At 76.0% G+C, this 17968-nt stretch carries 18 protein-coding genes; 7 read left to right on the top strand and 11 right to left on the bottom strand.

The annotated features are described in order from the left end of the window. Nucleotides 1-127 precede the first annotated feature (127 nt). Genes MT994_RS10840 through MT994_RS10830 form a run of 3 tightly spaced genes read left to right on the top strand, consistent with a single transcriptional unit; the run spans nucleotide 128 to nucleotide 1801 of the window. Nucleotides 128-670 carry a hypothetical protein gene (locus MT994_RS10840; protein WP_354806244.1) on the top strand — a complete coding sequence of 181 codons (543 nt, stop codon included), beginning with the start codon at nucleotides 128-130 and terminating at the stop codon, nucleotides 668-670. Nucleotides 671-704: 34 nt separating this feature from the next. Beyond that, nucleotides 705-1217, top strand: coding sequence for a signal peptidase I (locus MT994_RS10835; RefSeq protein WP_061268364.1), 513 nt, complete (start codon nucleotides 705-707; stop codon nucleotides 1215-1217). Continuing rightward, complete coding sequence (locus MT994_RS10830) at nucleotides 1214-1801, top strand: hypothetical protein (protein ID WP_354806243.1); 588 nt, start codon at nucleotides 1214-1216, stop codon at nucleotides 1799-1801. Before MT994_RS10835 ends, MT994_RS10830 begins: the two co-directional genes overlap by 4 nt. 21 nt (nucleotides 1802-1822) lie before the next feature. On the opposite strand, the gene MT994_RS10825 is transcribed toward MT994_RS10830, so the two are convergent. The 7 genes from MT994_RS10825 to MT994_RS10795 all read right to left on the bottom strand — a co-directional run bounded on the left by MT994_RS10825 (nucleotide 1823) and on the right by MT994_RS10795 (nucleotide 8857). Further along, on the bottom strand, nucleotides 1823-2539 hold the full coding sequence (locus MT994_RS10825) for a hypothetical protein (protein WP_354806242.1): 717 nt from the start codon (nucleotides 2537-2539) through the stop codon (nucleotides 1823-1825). Further along, on the bottom strand, nucleotides 2536-4032 hold the full coding sequence (locus MT994_RS10820) for a WXG100 family type VII secretion target (RefSeq protein ID WP_354806241.1): 1497 nt from the start codon (nucleotides 4030-4032) through the stop codon (nucleotides 2536-2538). Before MT994_RS10820 ends, MT994_RS10825 begins: the two co-directional genes overlap by 4 nt. Nucleotides 4033-4182: 150 nt before the next feature. Continuing rightward, a complete protein-coding gene (locus MT994_RS10815) occupies nucleotides 4183-4473 on the bottom strand; it encodes a DUF1905 domain-containing protein (RefSeq protein ID WP_043652182.1) in 291 nt (96 codons plus the stop codon). A gap of 86 nt (nucleotides 4474-4559) precedes the next feature. Then, on the bottom strand, nucleotides 4560-5762 hold the full coding sequence (locus tag MT994_RS10810) for an aminotransferase class I/II-fold pyridoxal phosphate-dependent enzyme (RefSeq protein ID WP_354806240.1): 1203 nt from the start codon (nucleotides 5760-5762) through the stop codon (nucleotides 4560-4562). An 80-nt stretch (nucleotides 5763-5842) separates the two neighbouring features. Continuing rightward, nucleotides 5843-6676, bottom strand: coding sequence for a hypothetical protein (locus MT994_RS10805; protein WP_076403953.1), 834 nt, complete (start codon nucleotides 6674-6676; stop codon nucleotides 5843-5845). 187 nt (nucleotides 6677-6863) lie between these two features. Then, the gene (locus tag MT994_RS10800) at nucleotides 6864-7499 is read right to left on the bottom strand and encodes a DedA family protein (protein WP_240696643.1); all 636 of its coding nucleotides are present in this window, start codon (nucleotides 7497-7499) and stop codon (nucleotides 6864-6866) included. A 203-nt stretch (nucleotides 7500-7702) separates the two neighbouring features. Continuing rightward, the gene (locus MT994_RS10795; RefSeq protein ID WP_085386834.1) at nucleotides 7703-8857 is read right to left on the bottom strand and encodes a serine hydrolase domain-containing protein; all 1155 of its coding nucleotides are present in this window, start codon (nucleotides 8855-8857) and stop codon (nucleotides 7703-7705) included. 101 nt (nucleotides 8858-8958) lie between these two features. Between MT994_RS10795 and MT994_RS10790 the strand changes: the two genes are divergently transcribed. From MT994_RS10790 to MT994_RS10780, 3 genes are read left to right on the top strand one after another with little or no spacing between them, the layout of a single operon-like run. Next, nucleotides 8959-9978, top strand: coding sequence for an LLM class flavin-dependent oxidoreductase (locus MT994_RS10790; protein WP_354806239.1), 1020 nt, complete (start codon nucleotides 8959-8961; stop codon nucleotides 9976-9978). Between the two features lie 49 nt (nucleotides 9979-10027). Further along, nucleotides 10028-10255, top strand: a complete 228-nt coding sequence (locus tag MT994_RS10785; protein ID WP_034656217.1) for a hypothetical protein — start codon at nucleotides 10028-10030, stop codon at nucleotides 10253-10255. Between the two features lie 7 nt (nucleotides 10256-10262). Further along, nucleotides 10263-12881, top strand: coding sequence for a LuxR C-terminal-related transcriptional regulator (locus MT994_RS10780; RefSeq protein WP_354806238.1), 2619 nt, complete (start codon nucleotides 10263-10265; stop codon nucleotides 12879-12881). 31 nt (nucleotides 12882-12912) lie between these two features. Here MT994_RS10780 and MT994_RS10775 read toward each other — a convergent pair whose 3' ends face one another. The 4 genes from MT994_RS10775 to MT994_RS10760 form a co-directional block, all read right to left on the bottom strand. Beyond that, complete coding sequence (locus tag MT994_RS10775) at nucleotides 12913-14529, bottom strand: polyamine aminopropyltransferase (protein ID WP_354806236.1); 1617 nt, start codon at nucleotides 14527-14529, stop codon at nucleotides 12913-12915. Nucleotides 14530-14531: 2 nt separating this feature from the next. Beyond that, the gene (locus tag MT994_RS10770; RefSeq protein WP_034656213.1) at nucleotides 14532-14762 is read right to left on the bottom strand and encodes a DUF350 domain-containing protein; all 231 of its coding nucleotides are present in this window, start codon (nucleotides 14760-14762) and stop codon (nucleotides 14532-14534) included. A gap of 79 nt (nucleotides 14763-14841) precedes the next feature. Continuing rightward, nucleotides 14842-15597: a DUF4178 domain-containing protein gene (locus tag MT994_RS10765; protein WP_354806235.1), complete on the bottom strand. Its 756-nt coding sequence runs from the start codon at nucleotides 15595-15597 to the stop codon at nucleotides 14842-14844. Next, nucleotides 15594-15941, bottom strand: coding sequence for an S-adenosylmethionine decarboxylase (locus MT994_RS10760; protein ID WP_061268374.1), 348 nt, complete (start codon nucleotides 15939-15941; stop codon nucleotides 15594-15596). The genes MT994_RS10765 and MT994_RS10760 overlap by 4 nt, the downstream gene beginning before the upstream one ends. Before the next feature lie 197 nt (nucleotides 15942-16138). Between MT994_RS10760 and MT994_RS10755 the strand changes: the two genes are divergently transcribed. After that, nucleotides 16139-17911, top strand: a complete 1773-nt coding sequence (locus MT994_RS10755) for a SpoIIE family protein phosphatase (protein WP_354806234.1) — start codon at nucleotides 16139-16141, stop codon at nucleotides 17909-17911. Nucleotides 17912-17968 lie beyond the last annotated feature (57 nt).

Here is a 17968-nt window from a genome sequence, read left to right as displayed (position 1 = left end):
GCCGCACGGTGTCCGCGCAGGTGGGCTGGGGTGCGCGCGGGTGCGCGCCGCGATCCCCGGACGATCCTGCGCTTTTCCTGAGGAACAGGTGCGCCAGCGTTGAGGAGGACTCCGTACTTTTCGAGTCATGACTCTCCACACCCCCGAGACGACCCCCGCCCCGCGCCGCGACAAGCGCCGCGCCTTCGCCGCCTTCGGGCTGGCGGCACTCGCCGTCGGCGGCATCGGGGCGGCGCTCACCAGCGCCGCCTGGACCGACAACGCGTTCTTCGCGGCGCCCGCGACGGCCGCGACCTTCGACCTCCAGGGGTCGCTGGACGGGACGACCTGGAAGGACTCGGCCGACCCGGACGCGATCGAGCTCGTCGTGCCGTCGGACGCGCTCGCGAACCTCCTGCCCGGCCAGACGCGCACGATCGACCTGTGGGTGCGCAACGAGAGCTCGGTGAAGGCCGCGCTGACGTCCAGCGTCCGGTTCGCCTCGGGCTCGACGTTCACCACGAACCCCTCCGCCTCCGTCTCCGGCCTCGCCACGACGCTCGACGCCGCCGGCGGCACGTCCAGCGACCAGTTCCGGCTCACCGTCACGGCACCGAGCGACTGGGCGCCGTCGAACCAGGGGGCCTCCGGGACGCTCATCGTCACGGTCTCCGCCACCGCGACGGCCTGACCCGACGCCGGACGCAGGAGGAGGAGAACCACCGATGCAGGTACTGCGGCGCGGGGCCGTCCTCGTCCTGTGGGTCCTCGCCGCCTTCGGGCTGGTGTGCGGGGCGGTGTGGGGCGCGACCGCGGCCGGCCTCATCAAGCCCCTCGTCGTGATCTCCGGCTCGATGGAGCCGGGGATCATGACGGGCGACCTCCTGGTCGCCCGGCCGGTCCCGGCGGCCGACCTGGCCGTCGGCGACGTGGTGAGCCTGCCCAGCGAGCTGACCGGCGACCTGGTGACCCACCGCGTCGAGGCCGTCGAGCAGACGGGCGACGACCAGTACACGGTCAGCATGAAGGGCGACAACAACGCCTACGCGGACGCCCTGGACTACACCGCCTCGGGCGACGTCTGGAAGCCCGCGGTCCAGCTCGCCGGCTGGGGCACCGCGATCGTGCGTCTGACGACCCCCGCCGTGGCGGTCCCCCTCCTCGTCGGCCTGCTCGGCCTGCTCGGCCTCACCCTGCTCGTCCCGCCCGCACCGCGACGCGTGCCGGTCCACCGGTGACCGGCACCCGGACCGGCCGGAGGGCCGGCGGGACGGCCGGTCAGCGGGCCGGTCAGAAGGCCGGGCTCCGCACGCTGAGCCTGCTCCTGGCGGTCCTGACGCTCGTGACGGCGTCGTGGTGGGGCGTCGCGCACGCGGCCGTCGAGCCCACGACGGCCGCGTGGACGGACCAGGCCCGGGCCGCCGCGCCCGTCTCCGCCGGCCGGTGGCAGACGACGGCGGCCGGCACGTGCGTCGCGCGCGGCGAGGGACGCACCGTCCTCTCTGGCTGCACGGTCCGCTCGATCTCGTTCGAGACGTGGGGCGAGCCGGGGAGCCAGGTCCGCAACTACTACGTGGCCTTCACGGTGCCCGCGGGCACGCGGTCGGTGTCCTTCGACGTCGACCTCCGGGTCGCGACCGGCCAGGAGACCTCGTGGCGGTGGAGCGGCGCCCACGTCGTCGCCGGGGCCCAGTTCACCCCGCAGCAGGGCTGGACCTGCGCCGACCTGCCGCGCGTGCGCGGGGAGGGCGCCGACTGGCAGAACCCGATCTACTTCCAGGTCGCCGAGCAGGGCGGCGGGGGCGCGTCGGCCTGCCCGTGACGGGCGCCGCCGTGGCGCGCGTCAGTCCGGCGTGACCGGGCTGATCACGTACCAGAGGCGCACCGACGCGTCGCCCCCCGGCCCGGGCTCGTGGCTGATCTGCACGGACGTCTCGACGTCGCCGTTCGACCCGTTGATGCCCGTGCGGGCGCGCGTCCCGCCCGCGCGCGACGCGTCGAGCGACGCGGGCAGCTCGTCGAGCCACCGGTCGACCTGCGACCGCGGAAAACCCAGCACCTGCGCGTCGGCCACGAGCTGGTCGTGCACGGCCTGCCCGCCGGAGAGCGTGCGGAACACGTTGATCGCGCTCACGTACCCGCGCCGGGGCTGGATCGTCAGCTCCTCGGCCGCCGTGGTCCACGTGCCGTCGGGGAGCGTCAGCTCGACCTCGGCCGCGCCGTCCGGCACCTGCACGACGGCCATCGACTCGCCCAGCCCGACGGACTCCGCGGTGATCGGCCTGCTCACGTCCCAGCGCACGGTCTCGCCCCTCTCGATGTCGTCGATCGTCGTCGTGCCCGTCGCGCCCCCGCCGCCCTCGACGACCGCCCCGCCCGACGCCGTCGGGCCGCCCGGGGCGGTCGTCCCGCCCGGTCCGGTGGCCGCGTCGTCCGGGTCGCCGAACGTCACCGTGCACCCCGTCAGCACGAGAGACCCGGCGAGCGCCCCCGCGAGCAGGACCGCGGCGACGCCGGCCCTCGGCGCCGTCCCGTGCGCGCGACGGAACCCCCGGCTCACTGGTCCACGTCCACGTCCCACTCGGTCAGTCTGTCAAGGATGCGTCCGATGCGGGCGGGGTTCGTGAGCCGGTAGTCGGCGATCCGGTCGGACACGTCGGTGCCGATGATCTGCGCCGCCTGGTCCGGGTGCTGCGTGACGAGCTGCTGGTAGGCGGGCAGCGTGTCGTTCGCGATGTACTCCCAGCGGGTCGCCTGGTCGGCGATGTTGCCGCCCGGCAGCGGCGTCTGGACCGTCACCGTGCCCTGCACGGGGTTGTCGAACGTGACGCCCGTGAACGGGATCCCGAGGTTCTCCGGGCCGGGCGTCTCGACGCTCACCGTGAAGGGGTCGTGCTGCGCGTACGTGCCCGCGCCGGGGATCGACGGCTCGCCGACGAGCGTCATGAGGTACGTGAACGCCTCGCCCGTGACCGGGTGGTCGCGCATGGTCTGCCAGTCGTCGGCGATGATCTGGTTCTGCTCGCGCCACAGCAGCGCGGTGTTGCCGTCCGCGAGCGCCTGCGCGTCGCCCGCCCGGCCGGCCTCGACGTCCGCCCACGCCTGGTACGCGGCGCCGTCGATGACGCCGGCCTCGAGCAGCCGCTCCATCTCCTGCATGCCGCCGTTCAGGTACGCCTCGTGCATGACGGCCTGGTCCACGAAGATCTCGCGCTGCATCGACAGGAACTGGTTCTCGTAGAAGCCGAGCTCGGCGTCCGACATCGTCGCGATCGCCTCGAGCGCCGCCCGGTCGACGCCGGGCGGCAGCGCCCGGGCGCCGCTCGCGACGCCCTGCGCGAGCTGCCGCATCATGTCGAGGTCGAAGAACCCGGCAGCGAACGACGGCCCGATCATCGCGGCCATGCCGGCCCACTGCATCCACGGGTTGTCCAGGTAGAGCTCGCCGTAGTACGTGTAGACGCTCTCGATGATCTCCCGGTTGGCCGACGCCCCCGCGGACGGGTCCCAGTCGGCGAAGTCGAACCCCGCCTCGCCCGCCGCGACGCGCGTCCAGTGCGTGACGGCGAGCTCCGCGAACCCCGGGGAGTCGGGGTCGACGCCGAGGCGCACCATCTGGTCGTAGAGCGCCGCGACCTGCGCGTCCGTCGCGTTCTCGAGCCACGCGGCGCGCTCGCCCGCGTCCATCGCGGCGTACTCGCCCGGCGTCGGCGTGGGGACGGTCTGCTGGGGCCCGCCCGGGCCGGACGTGGGTGCGCCGCCCGGGCCCGCGAGGGCGCCGCCGTCGGCGCTCGCGGACTCCTGCTGGTCGGCGTCCGTGGCGAGGCGGTCGGCGGCGGCGTCGAGGAGGCTCGCGGTGCCGGTGAGCGAGGGCCCGAGCGTGCTGGCCCACTCGCTGCGGAACTGCGCGGCGTCGGGCCCGTCCCACCGGGTCGCGGCCTCGACGACGGCCGCCACCTGCGCGCGATGGGTCCGCAGCGCGTCGGCGCCGGAGCGCAGGCCGGACGCGAGCGCGCGCAGCGCACGGACGTCGGCGCCCCACATCCCGCTCATGCCGTCCCCTCCCGCCCCTGCGCGTCCCCTCACGCGCACGCGTCGACGCCTTCGTCCTCGACGGTCGCACGCCGACGGTACGCGGCCGGGTCGGCCGCCGCGATGGGGACAACTGCCCATGCCCGGACAGGGCGGGCGCGGCGGCGCGCCTCAGCTCAGGCGGCGCTCCAGCCGCACCACGACCGTGTCACCGACGTCCTTGCCGAGTCGCTTGCGCACGCCCGCGTTGAGCGACAGCATCAGCCCGCCCGACCCGGTCGGCATGAGCCCCACGTTGCGCAGCGCGACGTCGTCGACGGTCGCGTCCACGCGGACCGCGCGCAGCGACCCGAAGAGCTCGCGCGCCCCGGGCACTTCCACGCAGGGCCACGTGTCGCCCTTGACGTCGACGCCGACGGGCGCGGTGAACGTGTGGTCGAGGAGGACGGGCTCGAACGGCATCGGGTGCTCCGGTGGGTCGTGCGGTCGTGGTCGGGGGGTCTGACCGGCCGAGGACCGAGAACTCGTCGGTCGTGGTCGAGCGACGTTCAGGCGTCCCGCACCGACGCGCCCATGCGCTCGACCGCCTCGGTGAGCACGTCGACGCCCGTCGCGAGGTTGAGGCGCACGTGCCCGTGCCCGCCGGGGCCGAACCGGCGCCCGTCCTCCAGCGCGACGCGCGCGCGGTCGAGGAACCACGACCGGGGGTCCGCGCCCGCCGGGCCGGGCAGCCCGCGCGCGTCGAGCCACGCGAGGTACGTCGCCTCGCCGGGCCGGTAGCGCACCGCGGGCAGGTGCTCCGCGAGCAGGTCGGCGAGGAGCCACGCGTTGCGCTCGACGCCCGCGAGGACGTCGTCGAGCCACCCCTCGCCGTGGTCGAGGGCCGCGACGTGCGCGAGCACGGACACGTGCTGGACGCCGTGGCTCGCCTCCTCGGGGATGCGCCGCAGGTCGTCGGCGGCGTCCGGGCCGGCGACGGCCGCCGCCGCCTTGAGGCCCGGCAGGTTCCACGCCTTCGACGCGGAGACGATCGCGACGGCGGAGTCCGCCCCGGGGACGGTGAGGAGCGGCGTGTGGGTCGTCGCGGGGCGCCCGCCGAGCCCGGGCCGCGTGAGGGGCGCGTGGATCTCGTCCGCCACGACGCGCACCCCGTACCGCGCGGCGAGCGCCAGGCCGTCCGCCAGCTCCGCGCGCGTGTGCGCGGTCCCCGTCGGGTTCTGCGGGTTGCACACCAGCCAGACCGCGCGGCGCCCGCTCCCCGGGCCGTCACCGTTCGCGGCGGCACCGGTCGCGTCGGCGAACGCCCGCTCCAGGCTGTCGATGTCGAGTCGCCCGTCGGTGCCCAGCGGCGCGTCGACGACGCGGCGCCCCTCGTTCGCGGTGAAGCCGTAGAACGGCGGGTACACGGGCGGGTTGACGACGACCGCGTCGCCCGGGGACGTGAGGACGCGCAGCACCTCGACGATCGCGACCATGACGTCGGGCAGCGTGCGCGACGTCGCCGCGTCGAGCGTCCAGCCCCAGCGGCGCCGGGCGAAGCGCGCGTACGCCTCGCCGTACGCGGTGCCGACGTCGTACCCGGTGTCGCCCGAGCGCAGGGCGGCCGTCACGGCGTCGACGACCGCGTCGCACGGCGCGACGTCCATCTCGGCGACGAACAGCGGCAGCACGTCGGGGGCGAAGGTGCGCCACTTCACCGACGTCCGACGGCGCAGCTCGTCGAGCGTGAGGACGTCCAACGGTGTGCGCATCGTGCCCCTCCTCGGTGCGGGCCGAGCGTCTGCCCGGCACCGGTCGCCGGGCCTGCCCCGGTCGGCCGACCCGGCCCACCCTAGGCGGGCTCGGGCTCCGTCGCCGCGGGCGCGCCCTCCTCGGCCGCGGCGTTCGCCGGGCTCGTCGCGAGCACGACGCACCCCCCGACGGCGGCCAGCGTCGCCACGACGGCGGGCACCGCCCAGCCCGACCGCACGACGTCGCCGAGCACGGCGAGGCCGACGATCCCCGGGGCGAGCACCTCGATCACGGAGACCGTCGCGGCGACCGTCCCCACGGCGCCCCGCTCCAGGGCGCGCAGGTAGGCGAGCGCGCCCGCGACGCCGCCGAGCACGATCGCGAGGGCGAGCGGCTGGAGCACGGTGTCGAGCAGGTCCCCGGACGCGTGCGCGCCGCGCGCCGCGACGGCGGCGACCGAGTAGCCGAGGCCGCCCAGGACGGCGAGCAGCACGGGGTGCCCGCGCCGGTACGCGGCGGCGGTGCCGACCGCCACGGCCACCCCGGCGACGTTGACCCAGGTCGTGAACCCGGCCGGCGGGTGCGTCGCGGGCTGCTCCCCCGCCGCGAGCGCCAGCACCACGAGCCCCGCGACGACGACGCCGATCGACACGACGTCCGTGCGACGCAGCGTCGCGCCGAGCACGAGGCGGGCGAGCAGCACGACGGCGACGAGCGACGCCGCGACGACCGCCTGCACCACGAAGAGCGGCAGGTGGTCCAGGGCGAGGAGGGAGAGGAGCCAGCCGACGCCGTCGACCACGAGCCCGCCGACGACGAGCGGCTGGGCCACGGCCGCGAGGCCGTGGGCCCGGCGCGTCGCGACGGCCTGCATGATCGTGCTCACCGCGTACAGGAGGCTCGCGGCCACGGCGGCGAGCAGCGAGAGGATCACGACGCGACCCCGAGGCCGTCGCCCGCGGCGGGCGCGACGCGGGCCGCGCGCACGGGCACGCTGGGCCGTTCGGTCGGGGCGGGCACGTTCCGATCATCCGCCACCGCGGCGCGCACCGCGCGGGCGGGCCTACGGCTCCGGACGTCCGGGCGAGGCGGTCAGGCGCCGTCGCGCGTGGTCGCGGTGGTCAGGCCTCGTCGCGCGCGGGCGCCGCGTCCCGACGGCCGCGCGCGTGGGCGGGCCGCTCGTCGTCGTGCACCCAGCGCCAGACGCGCGTCACGACGAACCACACGACCGCCGCCGCGACGACCGCGATGACGACCTTCTGCAGGACGCCCGCGTACTCCTCGACGACGTGCCACTGCTCGCCGAGCGCGTACCCGGCGTAGACGAAGATCGTGTTCCACACGGCGCTGCCGGCGGTGGTGAGCGCGGTGAACTTCCACAGGGGCATGCGCTCGACCCCGGCGGGGATCGAGATGAGGCTGCGGAAGATGGGGATGAAGCGGCCGAAGAAGACCGTCGCGCTGCCGTGCCGGAGGAAGAACTGCTCGGTGCGGTCGACGTCCTCGACCTTGACGAGCGGCAGGCGCTCCGCGATCCACCGCGTGCGCTCGCGCCCGATGATCGCCCCGACCGTGTAGAGCGCGAGGGCGCCGACGACGGACCCCGCCGTCGTCCACAGGATCGCCTCGACGAGCCCGAAGCTCCCCTGGCTCGCCGTGAAGCCCGCGAGCGGCAGGATGATCTCGCTCGGCAGCGGCGGGAACAGGTTCTCGAGGGCGATGGCGATCGCGGCCCCGACCGGGCCCAGCGTCTCCATGAGGTTGACCGCCCAGCCGGCGACGCCGTCGAGAGCGGGCTCCGCCGTCGTGGCGGCGGGCACGGCGGCCGTCAGGGCGGCGGAGAGTCCGGAGGGCATGGGACACGAGCCTAGGCGAGCGGTCGGTGGCGCGAGCGCCGATGCGGCCGGAAGGGTGTGGAGGTCTCGTGCGGAGGCGCGGGACGTGCAGGGGACCGGCCCGCTCAGCCGCGGACGAGCTCGTCGAGGCGGCGGATCGGGTCCCAGGCGCCCGCCTCGCTGTTCGACAGCACGACGACCGTCACGCCCGGCGCCCCGGCCGGCGGGAGCGCGTCCGGGCCGTCCGCAGGGCCCACCGGGTCCGGGTAGTGGCGCAGGATCGCGCTCGCGCCCGTGTTGATGCCGTCCTTGTACGCCGAGCGCACCGACCCGTCCGCGAGCAGCTCGAGCTCGAGCCCGAAGCCGTAGTGCACGCTCGGTGCGGGCTCGGCCCCGTCCGTCGCGCCCGTCCCGCCCTCGTGGTGCAGCACCTGCGGGGTGAGGAACGCGCGCGTGAGGTCGGGCGGCAGGAGCTCGCCGTCGCGCACCGCCGCCCAGAACCGGGCGAGGTCGCGCGCCGTGACGTGCGCGCCGCCGTCGGGCGAGCCGACGGGCGGGTAGGAGTAGACGTTCTGCCGCCACCCGGTGACGGGGCCGTCGTCGTCCGGGCCCTCGTGCACGGGCTCCCAGCCCTCCGCGACGTCCGGCTCGGCCTCGTCCATGCGGAAGAACCCGGAGCGGTCCATGCCCGCGCGCGCGAACACGTGCTCGCGGACGTGGTCGCGGTACGTCGTCCCGGTGACGGACTCCAGCGCGAGGCCGGCGAGGACGTAGCCGACGTTGCAGTAGCGACACCCCTCGCCGGGCGCGAAGTTCGGCTCCTTGTGGACGAACCCGGGCAGGAAGTCTGCCGTGCGCGTCACGGAGTAGCTCGGCCGGTCGACCCACAGCTCCTCGTACGACTCCCCCGCCTCCTCGTCGGCGTCGTCCGCGATGCCCGACGTGTGGGTCAGCAGGTGCCGGATCGTCACCTCGCGCGGGATGGTCGTGCCCGCAAGGTCCACGTGGTCGTGGACGCGGTCGTCGAGCCCGAGCCGGCCGTCGCCCACGAGCTGGAGCACCGCGACGGCGGTGAAGAGCTTGGTGACGGACGCGACGTCGAACCGCGTGCTCGTGCGGACCGGGACGCCCCAGCGGCGCGACGCGACGCCGTAGGCGCGTTCGAGCAGCACCTCGCCGTGGCGTTCGACCCGCACGACGCCGGAGAAGTCGTCGGCGTCCGCGGCGGAGCGCAGGTGCGTGTCGAGGGCGGCGAGAGCGGCGTCGTCGAGCGCGGTCATGGCCCGACCGTAGGCGGGCCGGGGCGCTCCCGGCCAGGACTTTTGTCCCGGAGAGCCGCACGTCGTCACGGGTGGGAGCGCTATCACGGTACGGTCGCCGCATGGCGACCTCGACGACGACCCCCGCGCTCGGCGTGATCCTCCCGCGCGAGCTCCCCGCCGACCTCATCGTGCCGTTCGCGCGCCGCGCGGAGGAGGTCGGCCTCGACGAGCTGTGGGTCGTCGAGGACCTCACCTTCCACGGCGGGATCGCGCAGGCCGCGACGGTCCTCGCCGCGACCCAGCGCCTCACCGTCGGCATCGGGATCCTGCCCGCCGCCACGCGTGCGCCGTCGACCGCCGCGATGGAGGCCGGCACGCTCGCCGCCCTGCACCCCGGCCGCCTGCACCTCGGCCTCGGGCACGGCATGCCGGCGTGGATGCGGCAGATCGGCGTGTGGCCCGCGAGCCCGCTCGCGATGCTCGAGGAGACCACCGCGACCGTGCGCGCCCTGCTGCACGGCGAGCGCGTCAGCGGCGCGGGCCGCTACGTGTCCGTCGACGACGTCGCCCTCCACGCCCCGCCCGCCTCGCCGCCGCCCGTGCTCGCCGGGGTGCGCGGCCCGCGGTCGCTCGAGGTCTCGGGCCGCGTCGCGGACGGGACCATCCTCGACATGCCCGTGACCCCCGAGTACCTCGCCGTCGCGCGCGCCGCGATCGACGCCGGGCGCGCGAGCGCCGGGGACGCGGCCCCGCCCGCGCACCGCGTCGTCGCGTTCTCCGTCGGCGCCGTGCACGACGACGTCGCGACGGCCCGCGAGATCGTCCGCCCCTACCTCGCCGTCCTCGGCGAGGCCGACTGGTCCGCCCAGATCGACCCGTTGCCCTTCGCCGACGCGTTCCGCGCCCTGCGCGACGCGAGCGCCACCCCCGACGACTTCGCCGCCGCGATGCCCGACGCGTGGGTCGACGCGCTCGCCGTCGTCGGGTCGCCCGAGGCCTTCCGCGCGCGGCTCGCCGAGCTCGGCGCGGGCGGGGTGTCGAGCGTCGTCCTCGTCGCCACCAGCGCCGACCCGGCCCGGCCCGACGACCCGTTGAGTGCGCTCGACGCGCTCGCCGCGGTGACCCGCCCCGCCGTCTGACGGCCGCCGTCGACCTGCGAGACCGCGCCGGAGAGCCGACCATGGGCAGGTGAGCGAGCACGCACCGACCTACACCGAGACGTGGCCCCTGCTGAGCCCGGGAGACCGCCGTCGGCTCGAGGAGCTCGACGCCCTCGAGACCGACATCCTCCGCCAGCTCTCCGAGGCGTTCGCCGACGAGGTGGACGCCCCCACGCTCGGCGAGCTCCAGGTCGAGCGGCTGCGGGTCTACCGCGACGCGCAGGCCCGCGCACAACGGCAGCGGACACGCGCCTGACCGCCCCATGAGCGCCCCGGGGCCACGCGCGTCCCTCGTCGACACCGTGCTCGGCGCGGTGCGCGAGGGCACGTCGGTCGTGGTCTCCGGGCTCCCGGGCTCCGGCCGGTCCACGCTCCTCGCGCGCGTCCGGGCCGCCGTCCTCGACGACGACCGGCACGTCCTGTCCCTCGTGGGCGTCGGCCCCGGCGCCCCGCGTCCGCTCGAGTCGCTCGTCCTCGCCGGGGTGCTCGACGCCGCCCCCGGCCAGCCCGTGTCGCTCGGGCGCGCGGTCGACGCCGTCGAGCGGGCGCTCGGCACCGGGCCGGCGGTCCTCCTCGCGGACGACGCCGACGCGCTCGACGACACCTCCGCCGCGGTCCTCGGGGCGGTCTCCGCCCGCCAGGACGCCACCGTCGTGCTGAGCCAGCGCCCGCCCTACCCCGCGGCCCCGGTCGAGACCGTGCTCGGCGGCCGACCCGCGACCGCGCTGCCGATGCCGCCCCTCGCCTTCGAGGAGATGCACGCCACCGCGAGCGCGCTGCTCGGCGGCGACCTCGACGCCGGTGTCGCCGGTCGCCTGTACGGCCTGTCCGGCGGCCTGCCCGGCCTGGTCCGGTCCGTCGCCACCGAGGCCCGGCGCGCCGGCCGCCTCGTCGAGGAGTCCGGGACCTGGGTCGCGCGCCGGGACCTCGTGACCTCGGCGCTCGCCGGCGACGTCGGCCGCCTGGTCAGCGGGCTGTCGCCCGAGGAGGTGGACGGCGTCTGGGCGCTCGCGGCGACCGGCGCCGCGGAGCTCGGGACGGTGCACCGGTTCCTGCCCTGGCCCGTGCTCGTCGCGCTCGACGACCACGGCCTGGTCCGCTTCGTCGAGGCCGAAGGTCGCACGACGGTGACGCTCTACCCGCCGCTCGTCGGGGAGCTCCTGCGCCAGACCGGGGGCGCGCGGGCGCTGCGCGCGGCGGAGCAGGTCGCCGACGCGCTCGGCAGCGGCCGGGCGGACGAGTGGGACCCCCTCGCGCGCACCGTCGACACCGCCGTCCCGACCGGCTGGGCCGCGTCGCGCGAGTCCGCGGCGATCCTCGGCCGCGCCCTGCGCCGGCACACCGCCGCCCAGCTCCTCGCGCGCCGCGACGCCTGGGAGCGCACCCCGACGACGCGGAACACCGTGCGCTACCTCGACGACCTCGCCAACGACGAGGCTCCGCCGGACGCGATCGAGCAGGTCCTCGCGCGGGCGCACGACCTCGCGCCCGCGGAGACCGGTCGCGGGAGCTTTCTCGCCGCGTGGGAGGCCGTCTACCGCGCGGTCGTGCTCCACGAGCGCGACGCGGCCCTCGCCCTGCTCGAGCCGACGACGACCGCGCACGACGACGTCGAGGACGCCGTCCGGGAGGCCGTCGCCCAGCACGTCCTGCTCGCCGTGGGCGACGTCGAGGGCACGGGACCGTCCGCGGAGCTCCCGCCGCCCCTCGACCGCCCTCCGGCGCGTGCGGACGTGACGGTCCCGCCCGGAGAGGCGCTGCTCGTCGGGCCCGACAACGTGGTGCGGCTGGTCCGCGGCGAGGTCCTGCTCGCCCGGGGGCGGGTCGACGACGCGGGCGTCGAGCTCGACCGTGTCGTCGTGCCGCAGTCGGCGGACCGTCAGGACGCGCCCTCGTGGCGGTCCCTCGCGCTCCTCTGCTCGGGCGAAGTGGAGGCGGCCGTCGAGCGGTCGCGTCGGCTGCTGGACCAGGCGCGCGACCGGTTCGCGGCGTCCCAGATCGAGCCGCACGGCCACGTCGTCGCGCTCGGCCTGTACCTCCAGGGCCGGTTCACGTCGCTGCGCGAGCACCTGACGAGCGTCTTCGCCGCCGGCGCGCACGCGCCCCTGCGCCCGAGCACCCGCGCGGGACTGCGCTGCCTCGGCGCCGAGCTCTCGCTCCGGGAGGGAAACGTCACGAGCGCGCGCTCGCTCGCGCACCAGCTCGACGCGCTGCAGCTCCTCGCGGCGTCCACGCCGCTCGCCCGGCCGCACCCGCTCGCCGCGGAGCTCGCGCTCGCGACCGGCCAGGCCGGGCCCGAGGCCGCGACGCGCGCGGCGTGGGATCTCGTCGAGGCGATGGACCGCCGCGGGTACCTGCTCGCCGCACTCTTCGACGCGGCCTGGCTCGTGACCCTCTGGCCCGACGCGCGTCGCGCCCGGCGGGTCGCGGAGCACGCGGCCGCCGCGCAGGGCACGCTCCTGCCCGCCCTCGGCCGCTACGTCGCCGCCGCCGCCGACCGCTCGCCCGAGGCGCTCCTCGCGGCCGCCGACGACCTGCGCGCCCGCGGCCTCGTGCTGCACGGCACCCAGGCCCACGCGGCCGCCGTCCGGCTGCTGCGCGACGACGGTCGCACGGCCCTCGCCACCGACGAGGCGCACCGGCTCCGCGCCCTCGTGGCGACCGCGGGCGAGGAGCTGGACCTGCTCGTGCCGCCGGTCGCGCCCGTGGACTCCCTGAGCCCGCGCGAGCGCGAGGTCGCCCGGCTCGTCGCGCGCGGGCTGAGCAACAAGGACGTCGCGCGCGAGCTCGTGCTCAGCGACCGCACCGTCGACAACCACGTCTACCGGATCTTCCGGAAGCTGGGCATCACCTCGCGCGACCAGCTCCCGTCCGTGCTCTGACGACCGACGTCGTCCCGTCGGCGCCGCCGCATCAGTAGCGCCAGGCGCGCATGTCCTCCTGGTACGTGCGCTGGACCGTCGGGGACAGCAGGGTCGACGGCGGCAGGTCCCGCGGCGGGTTGTCGGCCGGGAGGCGCGTGGTCGCCGCGAGGGACGCGGCGTCGTGGAAGCGCAGCCCGTCCGGGAGGGGCGTGCGCGCGAAGGGGCCGGGCACGACGTCGGCCGGTCCGCCCGGGAGCGAGAGCGCGAAGCCCCACTCCCCGAAGGAGGGCACGTTGACGGTGAGCGGCACGACGGTGCGCCCGGGCGCCGCGGCGCGGACGGTCGAGACCACCTGCCAGAACGCGTCGGGCGTGAAGTACGACGACGTCGCCTGCGTCGCGAACGCGCCGCCGGGCCGCAGGTGCGCGGCGACCATGCCGTAGAACTCCTGCGAGTAGAGCTTGGCGACACGCTCGGACGAGGGGTCGACGAGGTCGACGAGCACGACGTCGAACGTCTGCGGCGTGTCCTCGACCCAGCGGAACGCGTCGGCGTTGACGACCGTGACGCGGGGGTCGTCGAGCGCGTGCTCGTTCACGGCGGTGAGGAGCCGGTTCTCGCGCGCGAGGTCGGTGACGGCGGGGTCGAGGTCGACGAGCGTGACCTCCTGGACCGAGCCGTAGCGCAGGACCTCGCGCGCGAGGAGGCCGTCGCCGCCGCCGAGGATCGCGACGGACGCGGGCGCCGCGACGGACGTCATCGCCGCGTGCGCGAGCGTCTCGTGGTAGCGCGCCTCGTCGACCGAGGAGAACTGGAGCTGGTTGTCGAGGTAGAGCCGCGTGTCACCCTGGTACTCGGTGACGACGACCTGCTGGTAGGCGCTGCGCTCCTGCGCGACGACCGGGTCCTGGTACATCCCCGCGCTGATGCGCGCCTCGAGCCACGACGACGCCGCGAAACCGGCGAGGAGCACGACGAGCGTGACGCCCGCGAGCACCGACCACCGCGGCGGGTGGCCCATGCGCGCGAGCATGAACCCCGCGACGGCGACGTTGAGCACCGCGACCGCGAACGCGGTGCGCACGAGGCCGAGGTAGGGGAGCAGCAGGAAGGGGAACAGCAGCGAGGCGGCGAGCGCGCCGAAGTAGTCGAGCGCGAGCACCTTCGACAGCAGCGAGACGGAGCCTTCGCTCCCCCGCTCCTTGAGCACCGCCACGAGGAGCGGGATCTCGACGCCGATCGCCGTCCCGATCGCGAGCGACAGCACGACGAACACGACCCACGCGAGCTCCGTCGCCGCGTACGCCCAGAACAGCGCGAGCACCGACGTCCCGCCGAGGAGCGAGAGCACGAGCTCGTTGCGCACGAAGCTCAGCCCCGCGGTGCGCTGCAGACGCGGCGCGAGGAGCGAGCCGAGGCCCATGCCGAACAGCGTGAGCCCCGTCGCGACGGAGAACGCGACGACCGAGTCGCCGAACAGGTACGACGCTGCCGTCCCGAGGATGAGCTCGTAGACGAGCCCGCCGACGGCGACGAGCAGCGCGGCGGCGAACACGGTCGGTCGGTCGAGGTGGCGCGCTCCCGAGCGCCCGGCGGGCGCGTCGCGGTCCGCGGCCGCGTCCGCCCCCGGCGGGCCGCCGGGCGGGACCTCCTGCTGGTCGAGCACGGTCAGGAGCTGATCGTCCCCGCGATGATGAGGCCGATCGCCACCGCGAGGCCCGCGATCATCACGCCGAACGCGACGTTGTGCTCGTCGACGAGCTCGCGGTGCAGGTTGAGCCGGAACACCTTGTTCGCGACCACGAGCGTGACGAGCAGCAGCACGATGCCGAGCACCGAGTAGAGGACGGTCGAGAAGAAGGACCAGAGGAACGCCAGCGGGGCGGCGGCTGAGATCACGGGGTCTCCCGGGTTCGGGTCGTGGGACGGGCGGACGGGTGCAGGGGTTCGGGGCCGGGACGGGCGGGCACGGGTCGCGTCACTTGCCGAGCCCTCCGCCGCCCCCGCCGTAGACGGTGCGGCGCACGCACGTGCCGTCGTCGGTCGTGGCGACCTGGCCCGTGGTGGGCGACGTCGTGACGACGGACCGGGGCGTGCACGACGCGCTGCCCGAGGCGGCGCGGGCGGCGCACGACCCGAGACCGAGCAGCACGACCGCCGCGACCGCGAAGGCGACGAACCGCCCGCCGGGGACCGTGCGGGGCGCGACGCGACGCCCGAACAGGCGCTTCTGCTCGGCGCTGTCGAGACGGCGCCCGTGGTAGACGGAGGTGACGGGGCCGAGCGGTCCGGTCGTGCGCTCGATCGAGACGATCGTCCCGTGGGCCGAGAGGTCGACGTACTCGACCTCCTGCCCGACGGCGAACGGCTCGGCGAACTGCCCCTCGACGTGCTCGACGCGCCCCGTCCCGTGCTCGCGCACCGTGAGCGTGTGCTGGCGTCCCTCGAGCGTCAGCCCGAGGGTCCGGCCGGTCTGCAGGCCCGCGAGGTCGACGACGGGCGGCCACGGCTCGGTCGGGTGCAGGAGCGTCACGTCGCGCGTGTCGTGGTCGTACTCGACCCACACGTCGGAGCCGTCGTGGGCGAGGAGCTGCCACTCCTCCCACGTGAACGTGGAGCCGCCGTGCACGGTCGAGAGCACGGCGACGGCGCGCGGCGTCGCGCGCTGCGGCGGGGCGCCGACGAGGTCCTCGCCGACGCGCATCGCGAGCCGCGGGCGGGGCGTCCTGCTCACACGAGGCTCCGCACGGCGACGTCGGCGGCCCCGAGCTCCGCGGCGAGGAGCGCGCGCACGTCGTCCGTGAACGTGGCCGACGCCGGGGCGCGGCACGTCGTGAGGGTCACGTAGGCCGTGCCGTCCTCGGGCCAGGTGTGCACGGCGAGGTGCGACTCCGCGAGCAGCAGCACGACGCTGGTGCCCTGCGGCTCGAAGCGGTGGGACACCTCCCCGAGCGGCGTCATCCCGGCCTCGCGGACGATCGCGTCGAGGCAGCGGCGGACGGTCGGGTCGTCGTCGAGCAGCGCCGGGTCCGCGCCCGTCACGTCGAACACGTGGACGAGGTTGCGCTGCACGTCCACGCCCCTGTCGGTCTCGGTCCTGCCGGCCGGCGCGGGCGAGCGGCCCGCGGTCCGGTGGCCGCCGTCGGGCCGGGCACACCCTAGCCGACCTGCGGCGTCGGCCGACGGGCGGACCCGCCGCGCGAGACCGGCCGCCCGCCCGCACGGGCGGACGCCGTCCAGGGGGCGGGCGACCGCCGTTCGCCTACGATGCGCGGATGGATGCCGAGTGGTTCGTCGACGCCACGGCGCAGTGCGCCGTGGGTCGGCAGGCGCGCGAGGTCGCGTGGGAGCGGACACCGCTGGGCCCGCCCGACGAGTGGCCCGAGGCGCTGCGCCACGCCGTCCGCCTGTGCTTCTCGACGCAGTTCCCCGTCATGCTGGTCTGGGGGCCGGACCTCACGCTGATCTACAACGACGGCTACGAGGAGATGCTGGGCACGGCCAAGCACGCGGGCGCGCTCGGCGCCCCGGCGGCGGTGGTGTGGGCGGAGATCTGGGACGAGGTCGGGCCGCTGTTCGACGAGGTCCTGCGCACCGGGCGTGCGTCGTCGGACCGGGACCTGCACCTCGTGATGAACCGCTCCGGCTACGACGAGGAGACGTTCTTCACCTTCTCCTACAGCCCGCTGCGGGACGACGACGGCCGCATCGCGGGCGTGCTCGACATCTCGACGGAGACGACCCTGGCGGTCGTCAACCAACGCCGCCTCGCGATGCTCGGGGAGCTCCAGGGCGCGCTCCCGACGACGTTCACCGACCTGGCGACGTTCGGCCGCCCCGTGCTCGACGTCCTCGCCGGGAGCCCCGACGTCGCGCGCGCCGCGTTCTACGACGTGCGCGGCGCGCGCCCCCGCGTGGTCGGGTCGGTCGGCCCGGAGGCGGAGCCGGCGGAGACCCGCCTCGTCGAGCGCGTGTTCCGGACCCGCCAGCGCATCGTCTCGCAGGGTCTCGTCGTCAAGCCGCTGCGCGACGCGGTGCGCGGCGGCGTGGCCGGGATCCTCGTGCTCCGGGCGAGCCCCCTGCGCCCCTGGGACCGCGATTACGCGCGGTACCTCGCCGGCCTGGCCGCGACGGTCGGGGCCGCGCTGCGCGACGCCGTCCGCCTGCGCACCACGATGGACGCGCTGCGGCTGCGGGTCGAGCGCTCGGAGGAGCAGACGGCGCAGATGCGCGAGGTCGCGCTCGCGCTCCAGCAGGCGGTGCTCACCGAGCCGCCCGACCCCGACCACCTCCAGGTCGCGGTGCACTACCAGCCCGCCGCGCTCGACCGCGACATCGGCGGCGACTGGTACGACGGGTTCGTGACGCCCGACGGCGCGACGACCCTCGTGGTGGGCGACGTCGTCGGCCACGACCTCGCGGCGGCGGTGATGATGGGGCAGCTGCGCGGGCTGGTGCGGGCGATCGGCTACGACAGCGGGGAGTCGCCGGCGCGCGTCCTCGAGCGCGTGGACACGGCGGTGCAGGGGCTCGCGCTGGGGAACGGCGCGATCGCGACGCTGGTCCTCGCGCGCATCGAGCAGAGCCCGGAACAGCGTCGCCGCGGGGCCCGGACGGTGCGGTGGTCGAGCGCGGGGCACCTGCCGCCGATGCTCGTGCGCGCGGACGGCCGCGTCGACACGCTCACGCGGCGCAACGACCTGCCGCTCGGGCTCTCCCCCGGCACCGTGCGGACCGAGCACACGGTCGAGCTCTACCCGGACGACACGCTCGTGCTGTACACCGACGGGCTCGTGGAGCGTCGCGGCCACAACCTGCGCGACGACCTGGCCGACCTCGCCCGCGCGCTGGAGGGCACGCACCGCGGGCCCATCGAGGAGGTCGTCGAGGCGGCGCTCACGCGGATGCTGCCGGGGCCGGGCGAGGACGACGTCGCGCTCGTCGTGCTCCGGACCGGCCCGGAGGACGCCCCGGTGTCCGGGACGGCCGAGATGCCGGGCGAGACGTCCGCCGAGCTGCCCTCCGAGCGCGGCGCGCCCGTGGCCTGACCGGCGCGACGACGCGGGTTCCCGGGGTGGTGCGCCGGGGTGCTGCGGTCGCCCGGG

This window comes from Cellulosimicrobium sp. MI9406, from assembly GCF_040595865.1.
Taxonomy (GTDB): Bacteria; Actinomycetota; Actinomycetes; order Actinomycetales; family Cellulomonadaceae; genus Cellulosimicrobium; species Cellulosimicrobium funkei.
The sequence above is the reverse complement of the archived record's forward strand: the minus strand, read 5'-3'. Positions and strand labels throughout refer to the sequence as shown.

Bases quoted from the DNA above. Each gene is read 5' to 3' on its own strand.
- MT994_RS10755 (WP_354806234.1), top strand. From the start codon at position 16,139: ATGGATGCCGAGTGGTTCGTCGACGCCACGGCGCAGTGCGCCGTGGGT.
- MT994_RS10795 (WP_085386834.1), bottom strand. From the start codon at position 8,857: ATGACCGCGCTCGACGACGCCGCTCTCGCCGCCCTCGACACGCACCTG.
- MT994_RS10840 (WP_354806244.1), top strand. From the start codon at position 128: ATGACTCTCCACACCCCCGAGACGACCCCCGCCCCGCGCCGCGACAAG.
- MT994_RS10810 (WP_354806240.1), bottom strand. From the start codon at position 5,762: ATGCGCACACCGTTGGACGTCCTCACGCTCGACGAGCTGCGCCGTCGG.
- MT994_RS10790 (WP_354806239.1), top strand. From the start codon at position 8,959: ATGGCGACCTCGACGACGACCCCCGCGCTCGGCGTGATCCTCCCGCGC.
- MT994_RS10800 (WP_240696643.1), bottom strand. From the start codon at position 7,499: ATGGAGACGCTGGGCCCGGTCGGGGCCGCGATCGCCATCGCCCTCGAG.
- MT994_RS10835 (WP_061268364.1), top strand. From the start codon at position 705: ATGCAGGTACTGCGGCGCGGGGCCGTCCTCGTCCTGTGGGTCCTCGCC.
- MT994_RS10780 (WP_354806238.1), top strand. From the start codon at position 10,263: ATGAGCGCCCCGGGGCCACGCGCGTCCCTCGTCGACACCGTGCTCGGC.
- MT994_RS10815 (WP_043652182.1), bottom strand. From the start codon at position 4,473: ATGCCGTTCGAGCCCGTCCTCCTCGACCACACGTTCACCGCGCCCGTC.
- MT994_RS10820 (WP_354806241.1), bottom strand. From the start codon at position 4,032: ATGAGCGGGATGTGGGGCGCCGACGTCCGTGCGCTGCGCGCGCTCGCG.